22 protein-coding genes are annotated in these 24,729 nt (G+C 59.1%); 8 read left to right on the forward strand and 14 right to left on the reverse strand.

Going from position 1 to position 24,729, the window contains the following annotated elements; all coding sequences use genetic code 11:
• Positions 1–96: 96 nt before the first annotated feature.
• The 11 genes from BMY84_RS27500 to BMY84_RS27550 form a co-directional block, all read right to left on the reverse strand.
• Positions 97–357, reverse strand: a complete 261-nt coding sequence (locus BMY84_RS27500; protein ID WP_093088244.1) for a helix-turn-helix domain-containing protein — start codon at positions 355–357, stop codon at positions 97–99.
• Between the two features lie 72 nt (positions 358–429).
• Positions 430–1,116: a glutathione S-transferase family protein gene (locus BMY84_RS27505; RefSeq protein WP_093088246.1), complete on the reverse strand. Its 687-nt coding sequence runs from the start codon at positions 1,114–1,116 to the stop codon at positions 430–432.
• 3 nt (positions 1,117–1,119) lie between these two features.
• Complete coding sequence (locus BMY84_RS27510; protein WP_093088247.1) at positions 1,120–1,902, reverse strand: hypothetical protein; 783 nt, start codon at positions 1,900–1,902, stop codon at positions 1,120–1,122.
• Positions 1,903–1,935: 33 nt separating this feature from the next.
• Positions 1,936–2,691 (reverse strand): SDR family NAD(P)-dependent oxidoreductase, encoded by a 756-nt coding sequence (locus tag BMY84_RS27515; protein WP_093088249.1) that lies wholly within the window; start codon positions 2,689–2,691, stop codon positions 1,936–1,938.
• Positions 2,692–2,703: 12 nt separating this feature from the next.
• Positions 2,704–4,086: a spinster family MFS transporter gene (locus BMY84_RS27520; RefSeq protein WP_177204238.1), complete on the reverse strand. Its 1,383-nt coding sequence runs from the start codon at positions 4,084–4,086 to the stop codon at positions 2,704–2,706.
• A gap of 126 nt (positions 4,087–4,212) precedes the next feature.
• Positions 4,213–6,582, reverse strand: a complete 2,370-nt coding sequence (locus tag BMY84_RS27525; RefSeq protein WP_177204239.1) for a TonB-dependent receptor — start codon at positions 6,580–6,582, stop codon at positions 4,213–4,215.
• A gap of 193 nt (positions 6,583–6,775) precedes the next feature.
• Entirely contained in the window at positions 6,776–7,444 is a 669-nt protein-coding gene (locus BMY84_RS27530) for a glutathione binding-like protein (protein WP_143075198.1), read from the reverse strand.
• A gap of 164 nt (positions 7,445–7,608) precedes the next feature.
• Entirely contained in the window at positions 7,609–7,902 is a 294-nt protein-coding gene (locus BMY84_RS27535) for a putative quinol monooxygenase (RefSeq protein ID WP_177204241.1), read from the reverse strand.
• On the reverse strand, positions 7,895–8,632 hold the full coding sequence (locus BMY84_RS27540; RefSeq protein WP_093088257.1) for a glutathione S-transferase N-terminal domain-containing protein: 738 nt from the start codon (positions 8,630–8,632) through the stop codon (positions 7,895–7,897). The genes BMY84_RS27535 and BMY84_RS27540 overlap by 8 nt, the downstream gene beginning before the upstream one ends.
• Before the next feature lie 237 nt (positions 8,633–8,869).
• Complete coding sequence (locus tag BMY84_RS27545) at positions 8,870–9,724, reverse strand: acetoacetate decarboxylase family protein (RefSeq protein ID WP_093088259.1); 855 nt, start codon at positions 9,722–9,724, stop codon at positions 8,870–8,872.
• 361 nt (positions 9,725–10,085) lie between these two features.
• The gene (locus tag BMY84_RS27550; protein WP_093088261.1) at positions 10,086–11,891 is read right to left on the reverse strand and encodes a flavin-containing monooxygenase; all 1,806 of its coding nucleotides are present in this window, start codon (positions 11,889–11,891) and stop codon (positions 10,086–10,088) included.
• 453 nt (positions 11,892–12,344) lie between these two features.
• Here BMY84_RS27550 and BMY84_RS27555 point away from each other — a divergent pair, with 453 nt between their 5' ends.
• A complete protein-coding gene (locus BMY84_RS27555) occupies positions 12,345–13,157 on the forward strand; it encodes an SDR family NAD(P)-dependent oxidoreductase (RefSeq protein WP_177204242.1) in 813 nt (270 codons plus the stop codon).
• 26 nt (positions 13,158–13,183) lie between these two features.
• Here BMY84_RS27555 and BMY84_RS27560 read toward each other — a convergent pair whose 3' ends face one another.
• Positions 13,184–14,080 (reverse strand): IclR family transcriptional regulator domain-containing protein, encoded by an 897-nt coding sequence (locus BMY84_RS27560; RefSeq protein ID WP_177204243.1) that lies wholly within the window; start codon positions 14,078–14,080, stop codon positions 13,184–13,186.
• A gap of 59 nt (positions 14,081–14,139) precedes the next feature.
• Between BMY84_RS27560 and BMY84_RS27565 the strand changes: the two genes are divergently transcribed.
• The 4 genes from BMY84_RS27565 (at position 14,140) to BMY84_RS27580 (ending at position 18,687) form a co-directional block, all read left to right on the forward strand.
• Complete coding sequence (locus BMY84_RS27565) at positions 14,140–15,072, forward strand: 3-carboxyethylcatechol 2,3-dioxygenase (RefSeq protein ID WP_093088265.1); 933 nt, start codon at positions 14,140–14,142, stop codon at positions 15,070–15,072.
• Positions 15,030–15,974, forward strand: a complete 945-nt coding sequence (locus tag BMY84_RS27570; RefSeq protein WP_218147052.1) for an alpha/beta fold hydrolase — start codon at positions 15,030–15,032, stop codon at positions 15,972–15,974. The genes BMY84_RS27565 and BMY84_RS27570 overlap by 43 nt, the downstream gene beginning before the upstream one ends.
• A 165-nt stretch (positions 15,975–16,139) precedes the next feature.
• On the forward strand, positions 16,140–17,801 hold the full coding sequence (locus tag BMY84_RS27575; protein WP_218147053.1) for a bifunctional 3-(3-hydroxy-phenyl)propionate/3-hydroxycinnamic acid hydroxylase: 1,662 nt from the start codon (positions 16,140–16,142) through the stop codon (positions 17,799–17,801).
• 100 nt (positions 17,802–17,901) lie between these two features.
• Positions 17,902–18,687 carry a fumarylacetoacetate hydrolase family protein gene (locus BMY84_RS27580; RefSeq protein ID WP_093088270.1) on the forward strand — a complete coding sequence of 262 codons (786 nt, stop codon included), beginning with the start codon at positions 17,902–17,904 and terminating at the stop codon, positions 18,685–18,687.
• Positions 18,688–18,721: 34 nt separating this feature from the next.
• Here the strand turns inward: BMY84_RS27580 and dmpG are convergent, their stop codons facing one another.
• Positions 18,722–19,762 (reverse strand): 4-hydroxy-2-oxovalerate aldolase, encoded by a 1,041-nt coding sequence (gene dmpG / locus BMY84_RS27585; protein WP_093088271.1) that lies wholly within the window; start codon positions 19,760–19,762, stop codon positions 18,722–18,724.
• Positions 19,759–20,703: an acetaldehyde dehydrogenase (acetylating) gene (locus BMY84_RS27590; RefSeq protein WP_093088287.1), complete on the reverse strand. Its 945-nt coding sequence runs from the start codon at positions 20,701–20,703 to the stop codon at positions 19,759–19,761. Before BMY84_RS27590 ends, dmpG begins: the two co-directional genes overlap by 4 nt.
• Positions 20,704–20,857: 154 nt before the next feature.
• Here BMY84_RS27590 and BMY84_RS27595 point away from each other — a divergent pair, with 154 nt between their 5' ends.
• From BMY84_RS27595 to BMY84_RS27605, 3 genes are all read left to right on the forward strand, one after another.
• Positions 20,858–21,631: an IclR family transcriptional regulator gene (locus tag BMY84_RS27595; RefSeq protein ID WP_177204244.1), complete on the forward strand. Its 774-nt coding sequence runs from the start codon at positions 20,858–20,860 to the stop codon at positions 21,629–21,631.
• Positions 21,632–21,938: 307 nt separating this feature from the next.
• Positions 21,939–22,919, forward strand: a complete 981-nt coding sequence (locus BMY84_RS27600; RefSeq protein ID WP_093088274.1) for a cyclase family protein — start codon at positions 21,939–21,941, stop codon at positions 22,917–22,919.
• Positions 22,920–22,988: 69 nt separating this feature from the next.
• Complete coding sequence (locus BMY84_RS27605) at positions 22,989–24,716, forward strand: FAD-dependent oxidoreductase (RefSeq protein ID WP_093088276.1); 1,728 nt, start codon at positions 22,989–22,991, stop codon at positions 24,714–24,716.
• The last annotated feature ends 13 nt before the right edge of the window (positions 24,717–24,729 follow it).

The raw sequence follows: 24,729 nt of genomic DNA on the forward strand, positions 1-24,729 counted from the left end.
ACCTACATCATCGCTTGGTCATGCTGGAGACGAGCGCATCAGGCTGCAGCACGGCGCGCTCATATCAAGTCTAAAATGCAACTGTAATGGTAGGCATTATTCAACAAGGGGGGGCTTGCCTGACGCCTTCCCGTTGAGGAGACCGTCAGGACCTTGGGCATTGAACCGCACCACCCGGTCGCGCAGAATCTGCAACGTCACGCCACCGATCCGCGCGGCATCGCTTCGGCTCCCACCATCATAAATTTCCGCCAAGGCCAGCAGCCGCCGGCCCTGGTTCGCGCTCCTTGTCGCAAGCGCCAGTCGCCGCAGGCTCACCGCGTCAAAACCGTTCCGCAATCCGATCGCTGCACCCATGGCCATGCCCTCCAATGGGGAGACACAGACTCAGAAATTCAGCGCCTTGGGAATCCCCCGCGTGCGTCAGTTTCAATGGGGATTGGTATAAATGAAGCCTTCGGGCGCATCCCAGAAAGGCGGCCTGGGCGGGGTCGCATCGTCTTGACCCGCCGCGATGCCTCGCAAAACCGCCGGTCGCTCATACATTGCGAAGTACCAACGCGCGATGTTCGGAAAATCGTCCAGCTGCTGCCCATGCATGCGATGAAAATAGACCCACCCCCAGGTCGCCATGTCGGCAATTCCGTACTCGTCACCCGCGAGCCATTCGGTGCTACCCAATCTCCGATCGAGCACGCCGTAGAGGCGGGTGCTCTCCTGGGTGAAGCGCGCCTTGCCATAATCATTGCCCTCGGGGGCCGAGCGCAGGAAATGGTGCGCCTGCCCCGCCATCGGCCCCAAACCGCCCATTTGCCAGAACAGCCATTCGAGGGTTGCAACACGCGCCGGGCCGGAAGATGCCAGAAACTTGCCGGTCTTTTCGGCCAGATAAACGAGGATCGCGCCAGACTCGAACACCGATTGCGGCCCCTGCGGAGCATCATGGTCGACGATCGCCGGCACCCTGTTGTTCGGGCTGACAGCAAGGAATTCTGGAGCGAACTGCTCCTTTTCCATGATGTTTATCGGCATCAGGCGATAGGGGAGCCCGCACTCTTCCAGCATGATGCTGGCCTTCCAGGTGTTGGGCGTTGGATAATAATAGAGATCGATCATGGCTTAAAACTCCAGCGGAAGGCCGATATGATTTCGGTAGATGAAATCACGGTGCTCGATCAGCAGCGGATCGAGGGCCTTGGCGACCTGGGGATCGAGGTCGCTATATTTTGCGATGAGCCAGTCCGGCATCGCCGGCTGATCGTCCACCGGCAACGGCGCCACCATCTGCGAGAAACAGGCCCAGTGAAAGTCGATCGTACTCGGCTGATCGCCGATCATGTACCGCAGTCCGTTCTGCCTCTGAGCGCGAAGACGGCCTGCCAACGCCTCCATGATGTCAATCAGGCGCGCCCTTGCAGCGGCAACTGCCGCATCTGAAAAGCCATATTGCTGCAACATCGCGCGGACATGCGCCGGGGATTCCTCCGACATGTCCTTCGCGCTGTAGCTGGTCGCGAACATGAGAAGGCGGCGTGCCCAGCCAAAACCATGAGGCGCGCAAATTTCCGCAGAAAGGCCGAGCGCGAGCGCACGGTCGACGGATCGCTCCGGAAGCAGCGACGGCCCGGAGCCGAGGCGCTCCGCCATCATCGCAAGGTCGAGCCAGCCATGTGCAGGATGGTCATCATCCAGCATGGCGATCGGCGCGTTGCGAATGCCCCCGGTCCACGAACAGAGTTCCTCGTTTGCGCCGCCCGCGACCTGCTCCACGGCGACGTAGGGCACATTGCGCGCGTTGAATAACGCCTTGGCGGATTCACTCCAGGGGCCGGGCAGATGGGCCGTCAGTACCAGACGAAGACCGCGCATCTCCCGCGCTTCGGCTACCGAATAATATTTCACGTCTCTCTCCTGCCTGTGCACGCTGGATGATGCCTACTGGGCGGTGAAGCCACCATCGACCGGCAACGTGACTCCGCTTATGAAGCGCGCATCATCGCTCGCCAGGAACGCGACGGCTGCTGCTATATCTTCAGGCTCAGCGAGACCGTGCAGCGGGCTCAATGTCTTCAACCCGTCCATCACGGCCGCCGGCTCCTTGGCATCCCCGGCCATACGCTGCAGCAGCGGCGTATAGACCGCCGTCGGCGCGACTGCGTTTACTCTAATGCCGTGCGGCCCATATTCGATGGCGGCTTCGCGCGTGAGATTAGAGACGCCAGCCTTCGCAGCGACATAGGGAGGAAGGCCCGATACCGCCACCATGCCGGCGATAGAGGAGATGTTGACGATATTGCCGCCATCGCCCTGCCTGAGGAGCTGTCCCAAGGCATATTTCATGCAATAGAAAACGCCGGTAAGATTGACGTCGATGACTTTTCGCCAATTTTCCAGCGTGGCTTCATGGATAAGCGCGCGAGCCGATTCAATCCCCGCATTGTTCACAAGCACATCCAGCCGACCGAAGCTTTCCACCGTGCACGAGATCGCCTCTTCCACAGAGCCAGGATCAGCCACATTCATCCGGACCGCTTGACCGCCGAACTGCGCGGCGACAGCTTGCGCGCCCTCGGCATTAAGGTCGGCTACCACCACGCGCGCGCCCTCTGCCGCAAAGCGTTCAACCGTGGCCTTACCGAGACCTGACGCCCCGCCCGTGACCAACACCACTTTGCCGGAAAGATTCTTCATATTTCTTCTCCCTCACTGCCTGTGCGCGGCTTTCGGCATGTCCGAAGGAAGAAAATCCAGGCGGATGCCGTTAGCGCAAGCCGAGCGACCCAAGACCAGAAGCGCGGCCATAGTGGGAATGGTCAATCCCACGGTCCATGCTAGCGATTGACCGATCAGCCGCTCATCGCCGAGGGCATAATCCGTGATGAAGGCGACCACGATGGGTCCCGTCCCCGCGCCAAGCAGGCTCGACACAAGGACGAAGCAGGCGCTCACCCGGCCACGAAGGCTGGGCGGGGCAATGCGTTGCCAAGTCGCGAACGAGCCGGCAGAAACCACGCCCAATGCCACCATCCCCATGCCCAGGAAAAACATCCCGAGAAGCGGGTGCGCGACGATATAGCCCAGCGTGACGAGGGGCCATGCGATCAGGCTGCTGATGGCGGGAACAATTAGACAGGCGTCGCGCACGCCCGCCTTGTTCACGCGATCAACAAGCATACCGCCCATCACTGCGCCGGCCGCACCGGACAGAGCGACGACAAGCCCCCACATCCAACCGATTTCAGCGGGCTGCCAACCAAAGGTTCTCGCAAAATAAGTAGGTGTCCAGGCGCCCATCGCATAGGCGACAAGGCTCGCGAGACCAAATGCGCCAAAGCTGTAGAAGATGATGCTCCCATTGGCGGAAACATAGGTGCCAAAGCCCTGAACGGCCGATGGGTCCTGCGCGGCGACGGCGCGGCTCCTTTGCCGAGCATCCCGAAGGAACCAGGCTAAAAACGCGAAAAAGAAACCGGGAAGGCCGGTAACGAGGAAAACCGCCTGCCACGAAGCCACATCGCCGATAATGGGAAAAGGAATGGTGCCACTTCCGGCCAAAAGGCCAACAACCAGGCCTCCCACGCCAAGCGCAACACCGCTCCCGAGATAAAAGCCGGCAGCATAGATCCCCATCGGTGTTCCGACCTTCTCGGGCGGAAAAAGATCGCTGATCAGGGACACGGATGCCGGGGTGAGCGACGCTTCGCCCACACCCACCATCGTCCGGCCGAAAAAGAGCTGCCAGAAGCTGCTCGCAAGACCACATACCGCCGCACTCAAAGACCAGGTCGTAACGGCCAGGTAGACGATGATCTTCCGGGGATAACGATCGACTGCCCAACCTAAAGGAATGCTGGCGAGACTATAGAAAAGCGCGAATGCGAACCCCTGAAGGAGGCCAAGCTCGGTATCGCTCAGAAGGAGGTCCCGCTTGATAGGCTCCACCATGAGGGCAATGATTTGTCGATCAAGAATGGAGAGCATGGAGAGCAGCAGCAAGATCGCCAGCGATCCCCAGGCCGCGACCGGGGAATAGGCCGGCGCTGGATCAGCTTTTCTTTGCGGCATTAGAGATTCAAGGTCTGACACAAATACGCCGATCCTGGTGTTCTTGGATCGGACTGAAACCGATCCTGTTTTCTCATGGATACGCCTGATCTCATCGGCATATGCAGGGAAACGACAATATCGCCATCCCCGCATATGCCGAATTATTCAGAATGTCATTGAAGCGGACACCCCGTAGGTCGCCGGCATGCCGGGGAACCGTACAGTGACATCGGCCGCCTTGACCACGTTGGTCCAGTAATATTTGTTGAAGATATTCCGGCCCCAGAACCAGGCCTTCCATTTCCCTTCAGCAGAGCTGACCCCCAATTGCCCATCGACCAGAGTATATTGGTTGATATCGAAATCCTGCAGCCCGGTGCTGCCTGGAGGAGTGAACACCGCCGACGTCTTGCTGCGATAGGCAACGTTCACGCCAACGAACGCATCCAGATCGTTCGACACCGGATGAGAGTAATTCAGGTCCGCATTCAGACTGTATTTGGGTGTGAAATTGAACGGTGTCCCACTCAAATCCTCTGGTGTGCTGCCGATTACGGAGAAGCCCGTATATCTGACAACCTTGCTCTTGATGTAAGTTCCACTCAGGTTGAGCGTCAGATCCCGAACCGGACTGATCATCGCAGAGAATTCGGCCCCTTCGATCTTCGATTTGGGGATATTGTCCTGTGCCGAAATATTGCCCACCGGTGGCGCAAAAACGCGCGCGCGAAGCTGCTTGTTGATATAATCGTAGCGGAAGACCGCAGCCTCGAACCGAAGCCGCCGCGAGATCGAAACGCGGCCGCCCAGTTCATAGGCGGTCAGCTTTTCCTGAACCACCGGCCCATAAACAATGGGGTCAAGGGCGCCCAGCGTCGCGAAGTTGCCGGACTTATAGCCCCTGCTTACCCGCGCATAGATCAGCGACCGATCCGTGGGCTTGAAGTTCAGGTTCAGGTTCCACGGAACATTGTTTTCCTTCAGTTCCTTGCGCGCGAGCCCCGGCGTCAGTAAAGGCAAACCGCCTGTGTCCTGAGCCTGGCCAGCAGCGGTCCGATACAGCGAGAAACACTCACCGACCTGGAAGAGAGGCACCGGCGGAAGGCCTGCACCTGCGCGGAATATGTTGATGAGGTTCGTATAGGCAGGGGCGGAAAACTCATCCATAATCGTTCCGCAACCCTCGAACTTGCGGGTTTCCTCGCTCAGGCGGATGCCGCCCGTGAAATTGAGCTGGTCGGTCAGCGGGATGTCGATACTGGTGAACACGCCCCAGTTGTTGATCTTCTGATCCACTCTCGTACCCGCGCCATGCGCCGGCAAGCCCGCCAGAAGACGGACGGTCGAGGAATCCCTGATATCCTCCAAAATCCGATCGCTGGTCTCGTCATCTGAAATGTTGACGCCAACCACCCAGTTCACCCCAGAGAAGCTGGCTGACAACCTTACTTCCTGATACAGGGACTTGATCTTGCCAAATTGCTCTCTTTGAACGGCAAGGGCATTGGCAATGCCGTCATAGTCCGTGGTCTGATGGCGGTCGAGGTGCGAATAGGCCGTGATCGAGGTCAGCGTTACCTCGTCGCTGATGTCCAATTCAGCCCGCACCGATCCTTGCCAGAACTTGTCATTGCGGTCGAGGCTTGTATCCGGTTCCCAATCCGTATCGCGTGCGTTGCCAACCGGTCGGGGCGCATTGAGCACCTTCGGCAGCGCGAGCGCGGGATTAGTCGGCGTTACCCTCACAAGTTGCGGCACCAGATTATCGGATCTGTCGATCCAGCCGTTCGCGTTGAAGGTGACACGGAAAATGTCGGACGGCTCCCACTCAACGATCGCCCGGCCGACAAAATTCTCCACCTTGCCGATGCTGTCGTCCCGCGTCAGGCTTCGCTGCCAGCCGCTGCCTAGCGTCCCACGCGCGGCGATGCGCGCCTTGAGCGTGGGCGCGATCGGGCCGCTGATGAAACCCTCCAGGCTGCCACGGTTGAAGCGCCCGAACGTTCCTGTCACGCCTGCCGCGAAATCGTCGGTCGGCTTGTTGGCAATGTAGTTGATCGTGCCGCCAGTGGAGTTCTGGCCGTACAAAGTGCCCTGAGGCCCCTTCAGCACTTCGATCCGCTGCAAATCCAGTGCAGCACCCTGCGTCGTGATCGGATATGCCAGCGGCACTTCGTCGACATAGATGGCTACCGATGAGGTAGACCCCACGCTGGGCTCGTTGATGCCAACGCCACGTAGCGTGTAGATCGGCGTGCTGAAGCCGCTGTCGCTGACCGACAATCCGGCGACCAGCTTGGAAAGGTCTTCGGCCCGAGTTACGTTGCGCTGCGCAAGCGCCTCTCCGCCGATCGCGGTGATCGACATGCCCACGTCCGACAGTGCCTGAGCGCGACGTTGTGCCGTCACGACGATCTCGCCGTCATCCGCCGGGGCAGCGGGGCTCGCTGCCACATTCTCTTGCGCCTGCGCACTGCCAAAGAACGTACCGATCGCCACGCTCGCAAGAAGGACCGCCTTCGCACCCTTCATCATTTCCTCAATCCTGTCATGATCCATCTCCCTTTTGGCTTCTCACCCGCCGCAGGCTGGCAGCGACCGGAAGAGCCTGTTTTCATTGCTCGACGATACTCGAAACCCGTCGATCAAAGGCCGTTTCGTTTGGGCGATTCCGCGTAATTCTTGCTGATTCCGCGCGGCCGATCCCTAGGCGCGGTTCTGCCAGGTCTCAGAAATCCATCGGCAGCTTCAGATACCGCGCGTAGATAAAATCCCGATGGGTGAGCAGGCCAGGCGCTACGGCATCTCTCAATCGCGGCTCGCCTGATTCGTACAGTCCCCGGATGCGCTCCGGCATTGGATTCACATCGACGGGCAGAGGCGAAAGCATCCCCAGAAAGGTCGCGAGATGAATATCGGCCGCCGTCAGGCTGTCTCCGACAAGATAGCGGGAACCCGCCCTCTGCTGATCGGCAAGTCGATCCTGAAACATTTCCAGAATGCGCACGACCCTATCGGATGCAGCCGCCATCGCCTCCGCAGTACCGTTGAAATCCTTGAACATTCTCTTGGGGAGAATGGTGAGGTCTGGATTTCCACCGACAGCTTGCACCTGTCGATGAAAGAGATCGAGTCTTCGATTCCAGCCGAGACCATCCTCGCCGCAGATAGCATGCGACAGGCCGATGCATTCGACCTGGGTCTTACGATCTTCAGGCAACAGGGAGGCGCCACTGCCGAGCCTGTTCGCCAGATACAGAATATCTATCCAGCTATGCCGGGGCTTGTCGTCATTAAACATCGCCACAGGCGCGTTTCGCGTGCCCGTCCAGTTGAAAATCTCATCGTTCGTGCCCATGCCTTGGTGGCGGACCGCGAGGTAGCCAATGTTCCTCACATGGAACAAGCCTTTCGCCGCCTCACCCCAGGGATTGGGGCTCCCTGCGGAGAGTACGAGCCTCAAGCCATCCCGGTCCCGGGCCTCACTGCAACTGATATATTCCACTGTCTTGGCCTTTCGTGGCACCAAGAGCCACGCTTGACGTCACTGGCTGGCAACGCTCAGCCGACATCTTCGAAATAGCTGTTCTTTTCGTTACCGACCAAAGGCCAGAAAATTTCCATCCATGCCTTTATCTCGGGGCTCTTTATCAGAAGCTGTTTTGATGCAGCGGATTCCCATTCCATCGCACAGACAAAGGCGTTTTCTACAGCCTTGTCCCGCAAGAGGCGCAGCGATACAGCGCCAGGGTGAGAGAAGAAAATATCCCTGAAAGTCGGAAATAGTTCAATATAGCGTTCCGCCTGCCCATCCTTGATGACGATATGGCTATGCTCGATCAGTTTCTCATGCATGGGTTTCTCCATCAGGAACTGGTATGGCGCGCTGGTTGAACAACATGCGCCGAAAATGTTCCTTTTCTTCTGGCGTGAATTTGGTCGGATCGACCGTCAGTTCCTTGCCGACGTCAAGTCCCCGCTGGACGCCCGGGCGGCTCATCACCAAATCGAGCCATCTCTTGACATGGGGAAACAGGTCGAGATCCTGCCCGTGCATCTTCCAGTTCATCGCCCAGGGAATGACGGACATGTCTGCTATGCTATATTCCGCGCCAGCCAGGTACTCGCTCTTGTGCAGCGCGTAATTCAGCACGCCGTACAGCCGGTTTGCCTCATCATCGAAGCGCCTGATGGCGTAGCTTTGATCGCCCTGCTCTGATCCCAGACGGTTGAAATGATTATATTCGCCTATCTTCGGACCCATATTGGCCATCTGCCAAACAAGCCATTGTGCCACGGCATATTTCTGGTCGATCGTCTGAGGCCAGAACTGACCTGACTTCTCGGCCAAATACATGAGGATTGCGCCGGATTCGAACACCGAAACAGCCGCCCCTCCACCTGCAGGATCATGGTCCACCATGGTCGGCATGCGATGATTGGGGTTGAGTGCGAGATAGCTTTCCGCAAACTGCTCGCCCTTGACGATATTGAGAGGCTTGATCCTGTAGGGGATAGATGCCTCCTCCAGCAGGATCGTAACCTTCTTTCCATTTGGTGTTGGCCAGAAATACAGGTCGATCATCTTATGTCCTCGCTCCCAAATTCTGTAACGCCTTTTGGCACGACGGCCGTTTCCGGTCTGACGGAGCGGCAAACACTAAAGCAGTGTAACCGCCACTCCTATTGCGGATGTGCCTCAGGAGCATTTTGCCAAAGCCTTGTTCGGGTTAGACAATCCGCTCGCTGGTGAATCTGCTCCATCCCCATGCGAGCAACCGCGATGCCGACAACAGTAAGCCATTGCGAGATCAATCAAACGTCAATTGGCGGCGGCTGGGGCGGGTGCAGACCTGTCGATATTCGGCAAAAGATCATCGACGACGCGCATTTCGGTGAATACGATTTTTTCCGTCGTGTTCATGGCGGCATAAGCACCTGTGACCTCAAGCACGGGAAGTTCGTCCAATGGGTCCATGTCAAGGTGACCAAATGCCACGGACGCCTTATCGGCATGCCATGCACGATCGATGCTGTTCCCCTTCTCTGTGGAAGTGGCGCAGACGGCGTGCTGGGTGAAATGGGAATAATCAGGGCTCGGGATCGCGCGAACGGTCATTTGCTCCGGCCAGACCGCGTGCGCGCGCACGGCATCGATTTGCTCGCCCGTCAACTCAACACCGATCCGGATGCCCATCGTGATGAGGCGCGTACCGCGACGATCGACCGTGATCTCGAATTCGTCCGGCGCAACCGGAATGAAGCTGATGTCACCCATCTTCTTGGCCATGCCGAAATAGACGCTCCACGGCCCCATGACGTCCATCCAGGTCTTTTCGCCGCGCAGGCCATCGACATATTCCCATCCTGACTGACCTTTGCGGCCATTGTGGATGCACGGTGCCGCGAATTGGACGGCATGGTAAGGCGTCACCTGCCCATCGATCGCCCGGTTCTGCGGATTGACGAAGTACCACATCTTTACGATCGGTTCTTCCGATCGATCCGCCTTCAACGGTGGCTGGAGAATGAGACGCTCGATCGCGTCGTGGGTGCTTCGAAACGTGATCATGTAGATCGGATAGCTCGGCATGGCGGGGCCATCATATTGGAAGCCATCGCCGGGGATCGCTCCGGTCAAGTTCAAGATACCGCCGATGTAGTTACCGCTGCTCATATCCCGTCCCTTGAGACACGCCCGCACCTAGCATGTGGAGTGGGGGGTTTTTAAAAATATTGTTTTGTTACAATCTCTTGTTGCCAAATCCCAAGGCAAACCTATGGTGACAGAGGCGATCGAACGTCATTCAGCGTGCTGTAAGCCCATAAGCGACATAGATCGTCGTGTAGCTGTAGCTTTCCGGCCCTCTTGTCGCGCGGAAGCCATGCACCCGTTGAGCTCAACGCGGATCCCGGCGTGGTCGCTGAGAATCGTGCACGTCCTTGGATCCTCTCCTCTCTAACAGGCTCCAAGGTGCCTCTCGGGTTGGGGTGACCGCTTCCGCCGAGCTTATGCCCGATCTTTGTGGCGGTCGCGCTCAGCCGACTGCTTCACGCGTCTTTTCATATGCCAGGCGGCTCTCTCCCCGCCTCAAGGCCTCGGGTATCAGGCCGGCCAGATCCGCTTTGATGAGGAGAGCAAGACGCGCCGAGCCCGGACGCATCTGGTTGATCCCGCCGCCATTGAACCAAAGCCCCCGCTGAGCCGTCTGCCCCCAGATGTTAGCCCATTCCCCCTCCGGATCGAGACGCGCGATCTCACCAACCTTGTCCGCAACATCATCGCCGAAGAAGTCGACAACCTCTGTCCTGCGGCTTTGATAGCCGGTCGCCAGTATGACGATGTCCGCTTCAATGATCCTGCCATCGTCCAGTTTCGCGCCGGTCGGAACAAACTCGACGATCCGTTGGAACGGCTCGATCTTGATGCTTCCGTCGGCGATCAATTCGGATGTGCCGGTGTTGAGATAATAGCCGCCGCCCGACCGCAGGAAGAGGTCGAGCCAACCCTGCCCGTTCACACCGTCGCCCAGTCGCAGGCCCGCGGCCTCGAGGCGCGAAAGCAGCGGGCGATCGAGTTCCTGCGCCATCTTGTGATAGGCTTGACTGGCCTTCTCTCGCAACGGATTGATCAATCCGATACCGTACCGGATGTCGACCAGCGGCGTCGGGATGTCCGGGTCCATATATCCGGCATAGGCGAGGTTGGCGGTGGCGACGTTATTGATGACGACCGCGTCACGCTGGAACATCGTCACAGCGACGCCGCCCTCCACCAGGTCTCGCGCGATATCATGGGCGCTGGTGGCCACACCGATGATAATCGCCTTCTTGATGCCGTAGTCCGAGTTCCGCGTATAGTGCGAGGAGTGGATCACCTTCCCGGCAAAGCTGTCCAGCCCGGGGAAGCTAGGCATAGATGGCTTGCCGCCGATCCCGCCAGTCGCGAGGACGATGTGACGGGGGTGAAGCACGCGTTCACTGCCGTCGGGCAGACCCAGCACTGCATCCCACCGTTCCAGCTTGCTGTCATAGTGCGCGCTTTTGAAAGTCGTGCTGGTCCAGACATTGAGGTCCATATAGCGCGCGTAAAGGTCGAGCCACTCGCCGATCAGGTCCTTCGGCAGATATTCAGGATAATGTGGCGGGAAAGACAGAAACGGGAAATCATTCATTTCAATCGGATTATGAAGAAACAATGAGTCGTACCGCTTGTTCCAGCTGTCGCCGACCCTTTCGTGCCGATCAACATTGAGCACATCGACGCCAAATTTGCGAAGATAGGCAGAGGTCGTCAGTCCCGCCTGCCCCGCACCGATTACCATCACCTCCGGTTCGACATTGTCGTACCGCTGCGCAGCATCGCGATGCTCCTTCCAGGTTTCCCCAGAATAGCTCGGCGTGTAGCCGCGGCCGCGCGGATAGGGCGCCGCTTGCTCAATTATCTTGAGATCTTCCAGACGGGTGAAGATCGCCCGAGCCTTCAGCACGCCCCCTTCGGACACAGCGTTCAGAAGAAGAACGGCCGAGCCGTCCTTAGTCTCGAAGTCGAAAAAGGCTTCGATGATGGCGGCATCCCCTGCCCCCAAAACTTGCGGAGAGGGCCAGCCCTCGGACAGCCGAAAATGGTTCGGCTCTACCTCGCGCGCCAGCGAAAGAAGCGTGGACACGACCGTTTCTCGCCCGTGGAACTGCCTGTAATCCCATGTCAGCGCGCCATTGTCGCGAAAATAGGAAGGATCGCAGAATAGGTCCGTCAGCCTTGGGCGGTCTTGCGCCGTGATCGCAGCTTCAAAATCCGCAACCCACGCGGCCGCTTCGGCTTGGAGGTGAGCATCATTCATCGAGACATCCTATTCCTTGATCGCATCTTGCACGCCGATCGCAGGCGACCAGGCACGCACTTGCGTGCCGAGCGGCCACTCACGGCGGCGAAGCTGTTTTGTTCGCCTGCTTCTGACTGGCGATAAAAGCTGGTTGCAGGCGTCGCAACCGCGATCATGCGAGCGTTCGCATTGCGAACACGCTTCGCGCCTAACCTTACTTTTTGTAGGGATGCTGGTGATCTGAACTCTTCAAACACGCCTCCAAGATCGCGGTCATCCACGTTCGCCAAGAGAACAATGCAGCAATCGCACTTGCGAGGCGTCGTTTCACTACCCTAGCAGACTGAGCTGTGATCCATTGAAAGCCGGGGGGAAAGCAGCCGGCCGAATTTATGTGCACAACGATGCGATGACCGATTCTTCGGCCAACATCTTGCTCCCTATAGATCGTCGTAAAGGTCAATGGAGTCGATGCAGGGACAGACGGGCGCCGCAAAGAGAATATTTCTGGAGAGTTCAATGATGGAAGTTGTCACCTATCCGAGCCTTGAAGGCAAGATTTGCTGGATTTCCGGCGGGGCGAGCGGCATCGGAAGGGCAGTCGCCGACACGCTTGCGACAAGTGGTGCGGTAGTCGTGATCGCGGATGTCGACGAGGGCAGCGCCAGGAACGTCATAGACGCGATCACGTCAAAGGGCGGTCAGGCGATTTTCAGCCAGGTGAACATTCTCGACACATTATCTGTCGAAGCGAGCATCCAAGGCGCTGCGGACCGTTTCGGGCGCCTGGACGTCCTGGTGAATTCGGCCGGGCGGACCTCTACCGATCGATATGACGATTTCGAGCGCAACGTGGACATGTTCCTTATCGGCACCTGGCGCGCCATGCGTGCGGGCCTTCCGCACCTCCAGCAGGGAGGCGGCGGCTCGATCATCAACATGGCCTCGATCGCCGGTGTGACAGGATCCATTGGCCCAGCCGGCTACGGCCCGTCCAAACATGGGGTGGTGGGCGCCACCAAGGACGCAGCCCTGAAATACGCCAAAGACGGCATTCGCGTGAATGTCGTTTGTCCCGGCTATATCGAAACGCCGATGACAGCCGGCTTTGCCCCGACCCAGGCGGAAAGCGACGCGCTGATCAATGACAAGCTTCGGGTGCCAATGGGACGCTGGGGACAGCCAGCGGAAATTGCCGCTGTCGTTGCGTTTCTGGCATCCGACCAGGCCTCCTTCATCACAGGTCAGGCGATCGTGGTGGATGGTGGCCTGACCGCCCGATAGGCAGCCGTTGACGCGACCATATATGATTATGGTTCAGATGAAGCCACGCTTTTTCTTTCGGTAAAATCGGCAAGAGATCGCTCAACCTGGCGGACACAGAGTTGCAGTTTGTCGAGGTAGCGCTCGGCAGCCTGCTCTGTGGTCATAACGCTGCGGAAAAAGACGATATTCACAGCACCGGCAACTTGCGCGCTAGGGCCGCGAACGGGAAGCGCAATCGCGCTGATTTTGCCTTCGCTCTGCCCTGTTGAACTGGCATAACCACGTTTACGTACAGCCTCCACCATAGTACGGACGCGCTCGCGGTTACGCACATCTTCTGAATTGGCTCCGCCCAGTTTCTCGACGATTTCTAGGGACGCTTCCAGTTCATCATCGTCCATGGCAGACAGGATCGCCATGCCGAGCGCGGATCGCACCAAAAACCGTTCCTTTCCGATCATTGCGCGATGGACCGACATCGGGCTGATCTTGTGAGTCGTCAACCGGATCAAAACCTTGCCCCCGACGAAACTGGCAAAGTCGCACGGCCAAAGCACATCCTTGCTCAGATCGAACAGCGGCGGCCATGCGAACTGGGTCACGATGTCGTCGTCTTTCAGAGCGTCAGCGAGATAAGCGAATTTGGGCGTAAGCGCGACAGCCCCATCTTCTGTCCGCCGTGATACATAACCCAATTGGATCAATGTGTTCACCAATCGATAGGTCGATGATCGCTCGATTCGCGCCGCCGCGCTCAAATCGCCAATCTTGGCCCAGCCGAGTTCGCTCAATGCCTCGATAACCTGCAATCCCCGAACCAGCGACCGGACGTCCTTATAAGGGGCTTCTTCGCTCCTATTCACGAGCCTTCTTTCATGTTCACCCTGGGAACATTCCCGGAAATGCCGTTGCAAAAGATCAAGCATTTTCTCAATCGTCAAGCCGCAATCCCGCATTAATCCCACGACTATTTAGATGGGTGTAGATCAGGAGCAACTCGATGATCGTCGGATCCGTGTGCTTGTCACATAGCCCACTTAAAGACCGGACCCGCCCGAGTTCTGAAACAGAAGCAAGATTCAATGCTTCCCTGGAAAAGGCGGGTAAATTTGTAGCAGAGCAACAACCCGATCTCGTCGTTATCTTCTATCCCGATCATATCAATGGATTTTTCTACGGTCTGCTTCCGCCCTTCTGCATCGGCATTGAGGGCATCTCGATCGGAGATTACGGCACCGCCGCCGGAGAACTGAACATTCCAGCAGCGCGCGCTGCCGATCTTTCGAGATTCGTCCTGGACGCCGGAGTAGATGCTGCGATTTCCCACAAGATGCAGGTCGATCATGGCGCCGTCCAGCCGCTTGAATGGCTATCGGCAGATCATCCGCTGGATCGGGTTATCCCGATCTTCGTCAACTGCGCGGCGCCGCCGCTACCCACCTTCGAACGCGCACGGGCGCTAGGCCGCGCAGTCGGCGATTGGGCTCGTCAGGCACCAGAACGCATTTTGCTCATTGGCTCAGGCGGATTGTCTCACGATCCGCCCATGGCAGAACTGGCCAACGCCACCCCTCAGATGCGTGAGCGTCTGATCTCCGGAGCGCCGCTCAATCATGCGGCTCGGTTCGCACGGCAATCTCGTGCCGCGACAGAAGGAAATGCGATGGCAGTGGGAAAGTCGCGGTTGCTGCCCGCAAACGCCGAATGGGATCGCAAGCTACTCGACGCCTTCCTCGCCGGAAATCTGTCGAGCCTGGACGACTGTTCCCAACAATCGATCAGCGAGGCGGGTGGCCGCGGCGGGCACGAAGCGCGCACTTGGGTCGCCGCTCTCTCCGCCTTGGGCGCGGGATATTGCGCCACCGAAATTTTCTACGAGGTCATCGACGAATGGATCACCGGCATGGGGATTCTCACGGCGACGTCCGCATAACATCTCGTGATGCCTGGAAGGTAAGAACGCACATGTCGGAACTCTACAAGTCAGTCTGGTCTGACCTGACCAAGGTCGCCTTCACCCAGGGCTATATCGACGCCGGTGGCATCAGAACGCGCTTTCTCTCTTCGGGGTCAAGCGACAAGCCGTTGCTCCTGCTACTGCACGGGACCGGCGGACATGCCGAAGCCTACAGCCGCAACCTTGCGGCCCATGGCGAGCATTTCTGGACGGTCGCCATCGATCTTATCGGTCATGGCTGGAGCGACAAACCGAATTGTGCCTATGAGGTGCCGGACTATGGCGCGCACGTTCTCGCGGTGATGCAGGCTCTGGGACGCGATAAGGCGAGCATCTCGGGAGAATCTCTGGGCGGATGGGTTGCCGGGTGGATTGCCTTGCATCACCCGGAGAAAGTCGAACGCCTCGTCCTAAACACAGCAGGCGGCTGGACCGCGCATCCCGAAGTGATGGCCCGGATCAAGCGCCTCTCGATGGAGGCGGTCAACGATCCGTCGCCGGAGAGGATCAGGAGCAGGCTGGAATTCCTGATGCACGATATCTCGAAAGTGAATGACGACCTCGTCGAGACCCGCCGGGCAATCTATGCGCAACCTGGCTTTTCTGCGGTGATGGAGCGCGTCCTGTGCATGCAGGATATGGACGTTCGCCGCCGCAACATGTTCTCGGACGAGGATACGCGGCGGATCGGCTCCCCTGCCCTCGTCCTGTGGACCTCGCACGATCCGACGGCAACGCCGGAGGAAGGTCACCGCATTGCCGAATTGCTGCCGAACGCCCGTTATGAGGTCATGAACGAATGCGGTCACTGGCCGCAATTCGAGGACGCTGAGAAGTTCAACGCACTCCATCTGGATTTCCTGCTGGGTCGAGCTTGAAGCGGCGTCGCGCCATGGGATGTCATGCAAAAGGCCGCCGAGCGTTCGACGTCCTCCGCTCTTTGGCGTGCCACCTATTGTCGAATTCCGCGCACGTCTCCAACCCGGTAAGATATCCCTCCACCCTGACGTTAGAAACACATGATGAAGCCAGGAGACACTACCGTGCTGGATGATATCGAAGTCGACGTTGCTATCGTCGGCGCCGGACCAGTCGGGCTGACGATCGCCAATTATCTTGGCTGCCTGGGCGTGAGCACGCTCATCCTGGAGCAGCGCGACAAGCTCATCGACTATCCCCGGGGCGTCGGGATGGATGACGAGTGCTTGCGCAGTTTCCAGGCGATCGGGCTCGGCGACGCGATCGCGGAGCATACTACCCCTGGCCAGAAGATGCGCTTCCTGACGATGACGGGAAAAACATTCGCCCTCATCGATCCCAAGACGCGCGAATTTGGCTGGCCGCGGCGGAGCTCCTTCATCCAGCCTATGGTCGACGCGATACTCCACCAGGGATTGCAAAGATTTGCATCCGTTCGCACCGTGTTCGGGGCCGAAGTCGCCGCCTTTGTAGAGCATGCGGATCATGTGGAACTTGCCGTCAAGACGGCGGATCGCATCGCTGCGGTAAAGGCGAAATGGCTGGTGGGTTGCGATGGCGGCCGCAGCAATGTGCGCAAACAGCTCGACATCGCGTTTGACGGCATCACGGATTCGACGCGGTGGGTGGTCATCGATATTCTCGACGATCCCCTCGGCCTGCCGGATTCCTATCTCCACTGCGTACCCTCGCGCCCCTATGTATCGATCGCCCTGCCCCATGGCATGCGCAGGCTTGAGTTCATGGTGTTTGGTGACGAAAGTGAGGAGGAGCTGACATCCCCGCAAGGTGTTGCTCAGCTGCTCGCCCGCGCGCTGCCTTATCCTGAGCGTGCGAATGTCCTGCGGAGCCGCGTATATACGCACAATGCCCGCCTGGCACGGAGCTTCGGCAAGGGGCGGGTTCTGATCGCCGGCGATGCTGCGCACCTCATGCCGGTCTGGCAGGGTCAGGGCTATAACAGCGGCATCCGCGATGCGACCAACCTGTCCTGGAAGCTGGCCATGGTCGTGCGGAACGAGGCCTCTCCTGCCATCCTCGAAAGCTATGAGAGCGAGCGGCGGACGCATGCCAAGGCCATGATCGACCTTTCGGTCACCGCAGGCCGCATTTTTGCTCCAACCAACAAGCTCGTCGCCTGGCTTCGGGATCGCGTCGCCCTGGCCCTGAATGCGATCCCGCCTGTGAAGCGCTATTTCGTGCAGATGCGCTTCAAGCCGATGCCGCGCTTCACGCAGGGCATAGTTCTGACAAATGCAGCCGGAAAACCCGAAGGCAATGCCACGGGGCGCCTCTTCCCCCAGCCCGATGTTCTGACCAGAGACGGCAAGCGCGCCAGGCTGGACGATGTCATCGGATTGCGGTTCGCCGTCCTCTCCTGGGGTAGCGATCCCCAACTGCACATGTCCGAGGCGGTCCGGAACTATTGGACGCAAGCCGGGGCCCACATGATCGCGGTGCTACCACCCACACAACTGGGCAATTATCGCGGGTCCATCCTCCCCGGCACAACGGTGGTCGGGGATGCACAAGGCGCGCTGCACGAATGGTTTGCGGATCAGGAAGCCGACGGCTCCATCGTCGTTATCCGGCCTGACCGCTTCGTTGCCGCGATCGTTCAGCCGCAGCGCCTCGACAGCGCGAGCCACAGGCTTGCACAACAGATCGGCGGCTATGCTTTACCGCAAACCGCCAGTTCGCCGAGAAGCATTCCGCAGGAGGCCTGAGGCCAGGCCTTCGCCTCTGGCAAACGAAGTAGCCATGAAGCCGCGCTTTGGCGGTGCGACCCTCACCAAAGGGTCTCAAATGAAAGGATAAGAAGAGGCAATGTCCCGAGAAGCGCTGCAGGCGGAATATGCCCATGAGTTGTTTCGCGCCTTGCGCGAAAACCGCACTGTCCCGCCGCTGCGCGACCGGGCCAGCCTGTCGATCGATGACGCCTATGCGATCTCACTCGGCATTCTAGCCCGGCGCGAGGCAGAGGGAGAAGCCGTCATCGGCAAGAAAATCGGCGTTACGTCCAAGGCCGTGCAGGATATGCTCGGCGTCGATCGCCCGGATTTCGGATTTCTGACCGACCGGATGTGGATCAGCGGCGATGCGCCCTATACCATTGCGGATAATCTGATCGCACCCCGGGCGGAAGCCGAGATCGCTTTCATTCTCAATCGAGACCTGATCGGTCCGGGCGTGACGGATGATGATGTGCTTGCCGCCACGGAAGCTGTTTGTGCCTGTTTCGAAATCGTCGACAGCAGGATCGAGGACTGGAATATCCAGATCGTCGATACCGTCGCCGACAATGCATCCTGCGGCGTCTTCGTGCTTGGAGAAGCGCGGGTCGATCCGCGCACGCTCGACCTGCCAAGCCTCAAATGCGAGGTCTTTAAAAATGGCCGCCTGATTTCGGAAGGGTACGGCTCTGCGGTGCAAGGCTCGCCGCTCACTGCCGTTGCATGGCTCGCCAACACGCTTGGCGCCTATGGTGTCCCGCTCAAGGCGGGAGACATCATTTTGTCGGGTTCCCTGGTGCCGCTCGAGCCGGCGGCTCCTGGCGACATATTCGAAACCCGGATTGAAAAGCTGGGCAACGCCAAAGTAAGCTTCGCCTGAAAGGGCGCGCCATGCGCGCCCTTTCTCCAAAGATCTACGCCGCTCGCTCCTTGAGCATGTCCAACGCCACATCTACGATCATGTCTTCCTGACCACCGACCATCTTACGGCGGCCCAGTTCCACGAGGATCGTCCGCGTGTCCAGACCATAGGTTTCCGCTGCCTTCTCGGCATGACGAAGGAACGACGAGTAGACCCCGGCATAGCCGAGCGCGAGCGTCTCGCGATCAACGCGAACCGGGCGGTCCTGCAAGGGCCTGACGAGATCTTCGGCGGCATCCATAAGCGCCATCACGTCGCAGCCATGATTCCAGCCACGACGATCGGCTGCGGCGATGAACACTTCCAGTGGCGCATTACCCGCGCCGGCCCCCATGCCTGCAAGGCTGGCATCGATGCGAACCGTACCATATTCGGCTGCGACCATTGAGTTGGCAACGCCCAGAGACAGGTTGTGATGCGCATGCATCCCGCGCTGTGTCTCGGGCTTGAGCACGCGGTCATAGGCTTCGAGCCGCGCCTTGACGCCCGCCATGTCCAGTGCGCCGCCACTGTCGGTCACATAGACGCATTGCGCGCCATAGCTTTCCATCAGCAGCGCCTGCTGCGCCAGAGAGTCGGGCGCGATCATGTGGCTCATCATCAGGAAGCCGGACACATCCATGCCTAGGTCACGCGCTATCCCGATATGCTGCCTCGAGACGTCCGCTTCGGTGCAATGGGTCGCCACGCGTACCGAACGTACCCCAAGCTCGAAGGCCCGGCGCAGTTCATCGACCGTGCCCACACCAGGCAGGATGAGGGTTGTGAGAACGGATCGCTTAAGGACATTCGCCACGGCTTCAAGCCATTCCCAGTCCGTATGCGCGCCGAAGCCATAATTGAAGCTTGCCCCGTTAAGACCGTCCCCATGCGCGACCTCGATCGCATCCACGCCCGCCTCGTCGAGCGCTTTCGCAATAGCCGCGACATGATCGACCCCGTACATGTGGCGGATGGCGTGCATGCCATCCCGGAGGGTAACGTCCTGGACGTAAATCTTGTCGCCCGCTTCTACATCGAACCTGGTGCTCATGCTGCCACCTTCTGTCCTTCAAGAATGCGCCGCGCCAGCAACTCGCCTGTTGCTTTGGCTGCGGCAGTCATGATGTCGAGATTACCGGAATAGCTGGGCAAATAGTCGCCCGCGCCCTCCACCTCGAGCAAGATCATCGTCTTGATGCCGGAGAACTCACCACGTCCCGGTATCTTCAGCTTGTTATTGTCGCCAAAGCGTTCGAACTGCACTTCCTGCTTCAGGCGATAGCCCGGTACATAGGCCTGCACCTTCACCACCATCGCTTCGACGGACGCGCGGATCGCATCCTCGTCGGCGCCCTCGGACAGGGTAAACACCGTGTCTCGCATAATCATGGGCGGCTCGGCCGGATTGAGGATGATGATGGCTTTACCCTGTGCCGCCCCTCCAACCTTTTCGATCGCACCTGCGGTCGTGCGCGTGAATTCGTCGATGTTCGCGCGCGTGCCCGGCCCGGCGGACCGTGACGACACCGAGGCCACGATCTCGGCATAATGTACGGTCGCGACCTGGCTGACGGCGGCCACCATTGGAATTGTAGCCTGTCCGCCGCAGGTGACCATGTTGACATTGCCGGCATCCAGATTGGCATCGCCGTTCACGGTCGGGATCGTGTAGGGTCCGACAGCCGCCGGGGTAAGGTCGACGACCTGTTTGCCATCTGCCCGCAGAGCCGCGTCGTGTACCTTATGGGCATAAGCGGATGTCGCATCGAACACGATGCCGATCTCTGGGTAGATCGGCATACTCTGGAGACCTTCAAGCCCCTCATGCGTCGTTTCCACACCGCGCTCGCGCGCCATGGCCAGTCCTTCGGATTTCTCGTCGATCCCGACTACGGCGACGAGTTCCATGTTCTGGGGATATTTGATCATCTTGATCATCAGGTCAGTGCCGATATTGCCCGATCCGATGATGGCGGCCTTTACCTTAGTCACGCTCATCTCCTCGTCACAGACCAGTTCCGCTGAGTGCGCGGAGCCGTCCTATTGAAGGATCATCCAATCGAAGATTCGGCAGATCGGTTCAACTGGGTGCCTGTACTGAATTCCCATCTGTCGAAAGTTGAGGCATAGAAGGGACATGAGAGACATGTCGGCGATCCGCACCTCACAACTAACGGACAGGACACTTGATGTTCTTGAAGCAGTAGCGCGTCTCGGCAGCACCTCATTACCGGAAGTTCAGGCCCATTGCGGGCTCTCGATGGCAACGGCGCACCGGATCCTGCAATCGCTGATCGAACGAGGTTTCGTGATGCGGACGGGCCGAGCCGATTATCGGCTCGGCAGCGCGGCAATTACTTTGGCTGACGGCGTTTCCCTGCGCGACATCCTGGCACCGGCCGCCCGCCCGCATCTGCTAAAGTTAGCAAAGCAAACGAAAAGCCATGCACATCTCGGCGTCTGGAAAGATGCCATGGTGGCCTATCAGGTCAAACAGCGGTTCGGAAAGGTGCCAGTCCATTCTGCCGAGGGCGCGCAGCTGGAAGGCTATTGTTCTGCTCTTGGCAAAATCCTGTTGTCAGCTTTGCCCGATGACGAACTGGAGCGGTATCTGGACGATGGCGCTTTCGTCGCGCTGACGCCGCATACGATAACCGACCCGGAACAACTCCGCGCCGAGATCGCAGTTGTCCGATCCCGCAGTTGGGCGGCCGACAATGAGGAGATTGCCCTTGGCTTGCGGTGCGTCGCCGTTCCCGTGAGAGGTCAAAACGGCCAAATTCTGGCGGCAATCTCCGTGAGCAGGGTGGGGCCATCGCCCCGAGCCGAAGCGACGGCGCTTCTCCCCTTGCTTCGCGACGCCGCTGAAGACATCGCGGCAACGCTGTTCCCGGTACGAATCCAACTGCCGGTTCTTTGACCATATCTGCGCGCTCGGAATAGTATGCCAACGCAAACAGGACTTCACACGGCATTGGCTGTCGCAGCGACAGCTGCCGGTTGCACACGTCAGCCCCTCTAGCGTTCTCATGGCGAACAAATCTTCCTTTGCCGTTGTTCGGTTTTCCAGTCGTTCGTATCCGGCTTGAAAGAGCGTTCGGTTAGCCGCCCCGACCGATCGCCGACGCACTTTGGGCCGAACGGCGCCTCTCGAAGGATCATTTTGAAGTTCCTTGCTTCGCTGCCACCACCATAATGATCGACGATCATATGAGGAGTATGGGATAATGTGTGACAAGCACGGCCTTGGTTCATCTGGCGGGCCCAACGTAGGCGAGCTTCTGTCAGGCGCACCAAGCAACTGGGGCCGCTGGGGCCCCGCAGACGAAGTCGGGTCGCTGAATTTCCTGACCAACCTTGAGGTGCTTCGCGGTGTTCGCTCTGTCCGCCAGGGCAAGGTATTTACCTGCGGCGAAGTGATCGGCAACCCGCTTGGTGACCCGCTCTGGCCCGGAAGAGCGCCGGCCAAACGCGAAACGATGATCGACAAGGACAGCTATGTTCGTGGCGACATACCCTCGCTGCCCGGCGGCGCGGAATTCACAGACGACCGTATCGAGATGTTTCTCCAGGGCTCAACGCAGTTCGATGCGCTGGGACATGTCTGGTATGATGACCAGTTGTGGAACGGCTTTCCAGCCAGCGACACCAATGGCGGCCTCAAAAACGCATCGATCCTTCCGATCTCCGAACGCGGCGTCGTCGGGCGCGGCGTGCTGCTCGACATGGCGGCATATAAGGGCAAGGCGTTTCTCGAAAAGGGCGACCTCATTCATCTGGACGATCTGCTCGGCTGTGCGGAACGACAGCGGGTTACGATCGAGAAGCACGACATCCTCTGCCTGCGTCTGGGGTTCTTGCAATTGCTGCGCGTCCAGGGACCGGACCTTTTCTACAAGGACTTTCTGGAACCCGGACTCACCTACTCGCCTGAGCTTGTCGATTGGTTTCACAAAATGGAAATACCCTGTCTGGCCACGGACACGATCTCCAACGAGACCGAGCTTGACCCAGCCATTGGCGTTCAAATCCCGCTGCATTGCGCCCTGATGCGCAACCTCGGGGTCACGTTCAACGAAGTCTGCAATTTCGAGACGCTCAACAAGGACTGTCACGCCGATGGACAGTGGGATTTCCTTTACGCTGCCGCGCCGTTGAAAGTGACCGAGGCTACCGGCGCCCCAGTTAACGTGCTCGCCATCAAATGATCGCGCTCCTTTCCCTCAACCCGGCATATCTCTGCGATCGGCCGGCGCAGCAGATAGTAGAGAACCAACATGCCTGAGAATGCATATGATCTCATCATAGCCGGATCGGGCGCGGCGGGCCTTTCCACGGCGATCATCGCGCATTCCCGAGGGCTGCGTGTCGCCATCGTCGAGAAGACCCACCTGGTCGGTGGCACCACATCCTATTCGGGCGGCGTCGTCTGGATACCAAACAGCCGCCAGAATGTCGCCACCGGCCTTACCGACACGCTCGAGGCAGCCGAGCAGTATCTCGACAGTACGGTAAGCACTTCGCATGAACATGATGGGCGCCGCGCGTATCTAGAGCGCGGGCCGGAAGCCTTCGCCTATCTCGAAAGCCTGACCGGACCGTTATTCTACGTTCGGGCGATCAACTCTCCGGACTATTTTCCCGAAGCGGCGGGCGCTTCGCAGAAGGGGCGCGCGATGACCCCCATTAGCGTGGATGGCCGGATGCTGGGCGAAAGGTTCAACGACATTCGCCCCCCGCTGCCGGAGTTGTGTCTGTTCGGCCGCCAGATGCTGGAGTTGATGGATGTGTATCACCTCCTGAACGCCCGCCGCTCGGCGAAATCTGCGCTCCACACTGGCCGCCTCCTTCTGCGAGATGTGCGGGATCGTGTCCTTTATCGCAAATATGGGCGCGGAACGCGTCTGACTGGCGGCAATGCGCTGGTTGCCAACCTGTATAAATCCGCCCTGGATCGCGGCATCCCCATATTACGCAACAGCCCGATCGTAGAACTGATACGAAATGGCGATCATGTCGCCGGCGTCGTCGTGAAGCGCAATGGGCGCCGTGAAAAGCTGCACGCTGCGCGGGGCGTGGTTCTAGCCACGGGCGGGTTCCCGTGGAGCAAGTCGCTGCGCAACACCCACATGAATGAAGCCGAATTTGGATATTCCGCGACCAGCCCCGACAGCAGCGGGGACGGCATCGCTCTTGCGACAGCGATCGGGGCCAAATTCGACACCGCCAATGTTGAAGGCGCGTTCTGGACGCCCGTATCGGTCGGCACACGCAAGGACGGGTCCGTGACACGCTTTCCCCATCTCATGGCCGACAGGGCCAAACCCGGCCTTATAGCGGTCAACAAATCGGGTGAGCGCTTCTTCAACGAAGCGGAAAATTATCATGACTTTGTCCGCGCCATGCTCGGCCGGCTCAAAAACGAGGACCAGCAGCCCGTGCATCTGCTGTGCGATGCCACCTTCATGCGCAAATATGCCTTCGGCGCTGTGCCGCCCCTTGCATCAGAACGCCGGCGCGCCGTCCGGTCGGGCTATCTCATCGAAGCATCGACCATTGATGCGTTGGCCGACAAGATCGGCGTTGACCGCCACGCGCTCAACGCAACCATTGCCGAATTCAATCGGGATGCCGAACACGGCATCGACACGAAATTCGGCAAGGGCAAGAGCGCCTACAACCGCTATCTCGGCGACTCTTCGAACAAGCCCAATCCTTGCCTCGGGCCACTCGACAAAGCGCCCTTCTATGCCATTCGCGTGCATGCCGGCGACATCGGGACCACATATGGGCTGGCTGCGGACCTTCATTCCCGCGTCCTCGATGAGCAGGGGCAGCCGATCAAAGGCCTTTATGCGTGCGGCAATGACCGCAACTCGGTGATGGGCGGATTTTATCCGAGCGGGGGGATTACGATCGGCCCCGCGCTCACCTTCGCTTACCTGGCAGCGATGCACGCAGCCGGTGCCGAAGCGGGCTCCGGCCCGTTCGACGGCGCCGGTTGAAGGCTCGCACACC

Source organism: Sphingobium sp. AP50 (assembly GCF_900109095.1).
GTDB lineage: Bacteria > Pseudomonadota > Alphaproteobacteria > Sphingomonadales > Sphingomonadaceae > Sphingobium.

Bases quoted from the DNA above. Each gene is read 5' to 3' on its own strand.
- BMY84_RS27550 (WP_093088261.1), bottom strand. From the start codon at position 11,891: ATGAATGATGCTCACCTCCAAGCCGAAGCGGCCGCGTGGGTTGCGGAT.
- BMY84_RS27595 (WP_177204244.1), top strand. From the start codon at position 20,858: ATGTCGGCGATCCGCACCTCACAACTAACGGACAGGACACTTGATGTT.
- BMY84_RS27540 (WP_093088257.1), bottom strand. From the start codon at position 8,632: ATGATCGACCTGTATTTCTGGCCAACACCAAATGGAAAGAAGGTTACG.
- BMY84_RS27500 (WP_093088244.1), bottom strand. From the start codon at position 357: ATGGGTGCAGCGATCGGATTGCGGAACGGTTTTGACGCGGTGAGCCTG.
- BMY84_RS27515 (WP_093088249.1), bottom strand. From the start codon at position 2,691: ATGAAGAATCTTTCCGGCAAAGTGGTGTTGGTCACGGGCGGGGCGTCA.
- BMY84_RS27570 (WP_218147052.1), top strand. From the start codon at position 15,030: ATGGATCACCGGCATGGGGATTCTCACGGCGACGTCCGCATAACATCT.
- BMY84_RS27555 (WP_177204242.1), top strand. From the start codon at position 12,345: ATGCAGGGACAGACGGGCGCCGCAAAGAGAATATTTCTGGAGAGTTCA.
- dmpG (WP_093088271.1), bottom strand. From the start codon at position 19,762: ATGAGCACCAGGTTCGATGTAGAAGCGGGCGACAAGATTTACGTCCAG.
- BMY84_RS27580 (WP_093088270.1), top strand. From the start codon at position 17,902: ATGTCCCGAGAAGCGCTGCAGGCGGAATATGCCCATGAGTTGTTTCGC.
- BMY84_RS27605 (WP_093088276.1), top strand. From the start codon at position 22,989: ATGCCTGAGAATGCATATGATCTCATCATAGCCGGATCGGGCGCGGCG.
- BMY84_RS27545 (WP_093088259.1), bottom strand. From the start codon at position 9,724: ATGAGCAGCGGTAACTACATCGGCGGTATCTTGAACTTGACCGGAGCG.
- BMY84_RS27565 (WP_093088265.1), top strand. From the start codon at position 14,140: ATGATCGTCGGATCCGTGTGCTTGTCACATAGCCCACTTAAAGACCGG.
- BMY84_RS27600 (WP_093088274.1), top strand. From the start codon at position 21,939: ATGTGTGACAAGCACGGCCTTGGTTCATCTGGCGGGCCCAACGTAGGC.
- BMY84_RS27505 (WP_093088246.1), bottom strand. From the start codon at position 1,116: ATGATCGATCTCTATTATTATCCAACGCCCAACACCTGGAAGGCCAGC.
- BMY84_RS27535 (WP_177204241.1), bottom strand. From the start codon at position 7,902: ATGCATGAGAAACTGATCGAGCATAGCCATATCGTCATCAAGGATGGG.
- BMY84_RS27525 (WP_177204239.1), bottom strand. From the start codon at position 6,582: ATGATGAAGGGTGCGAAGGCGGTCCTTCTTGCGAGCGTGGCGATCGGT.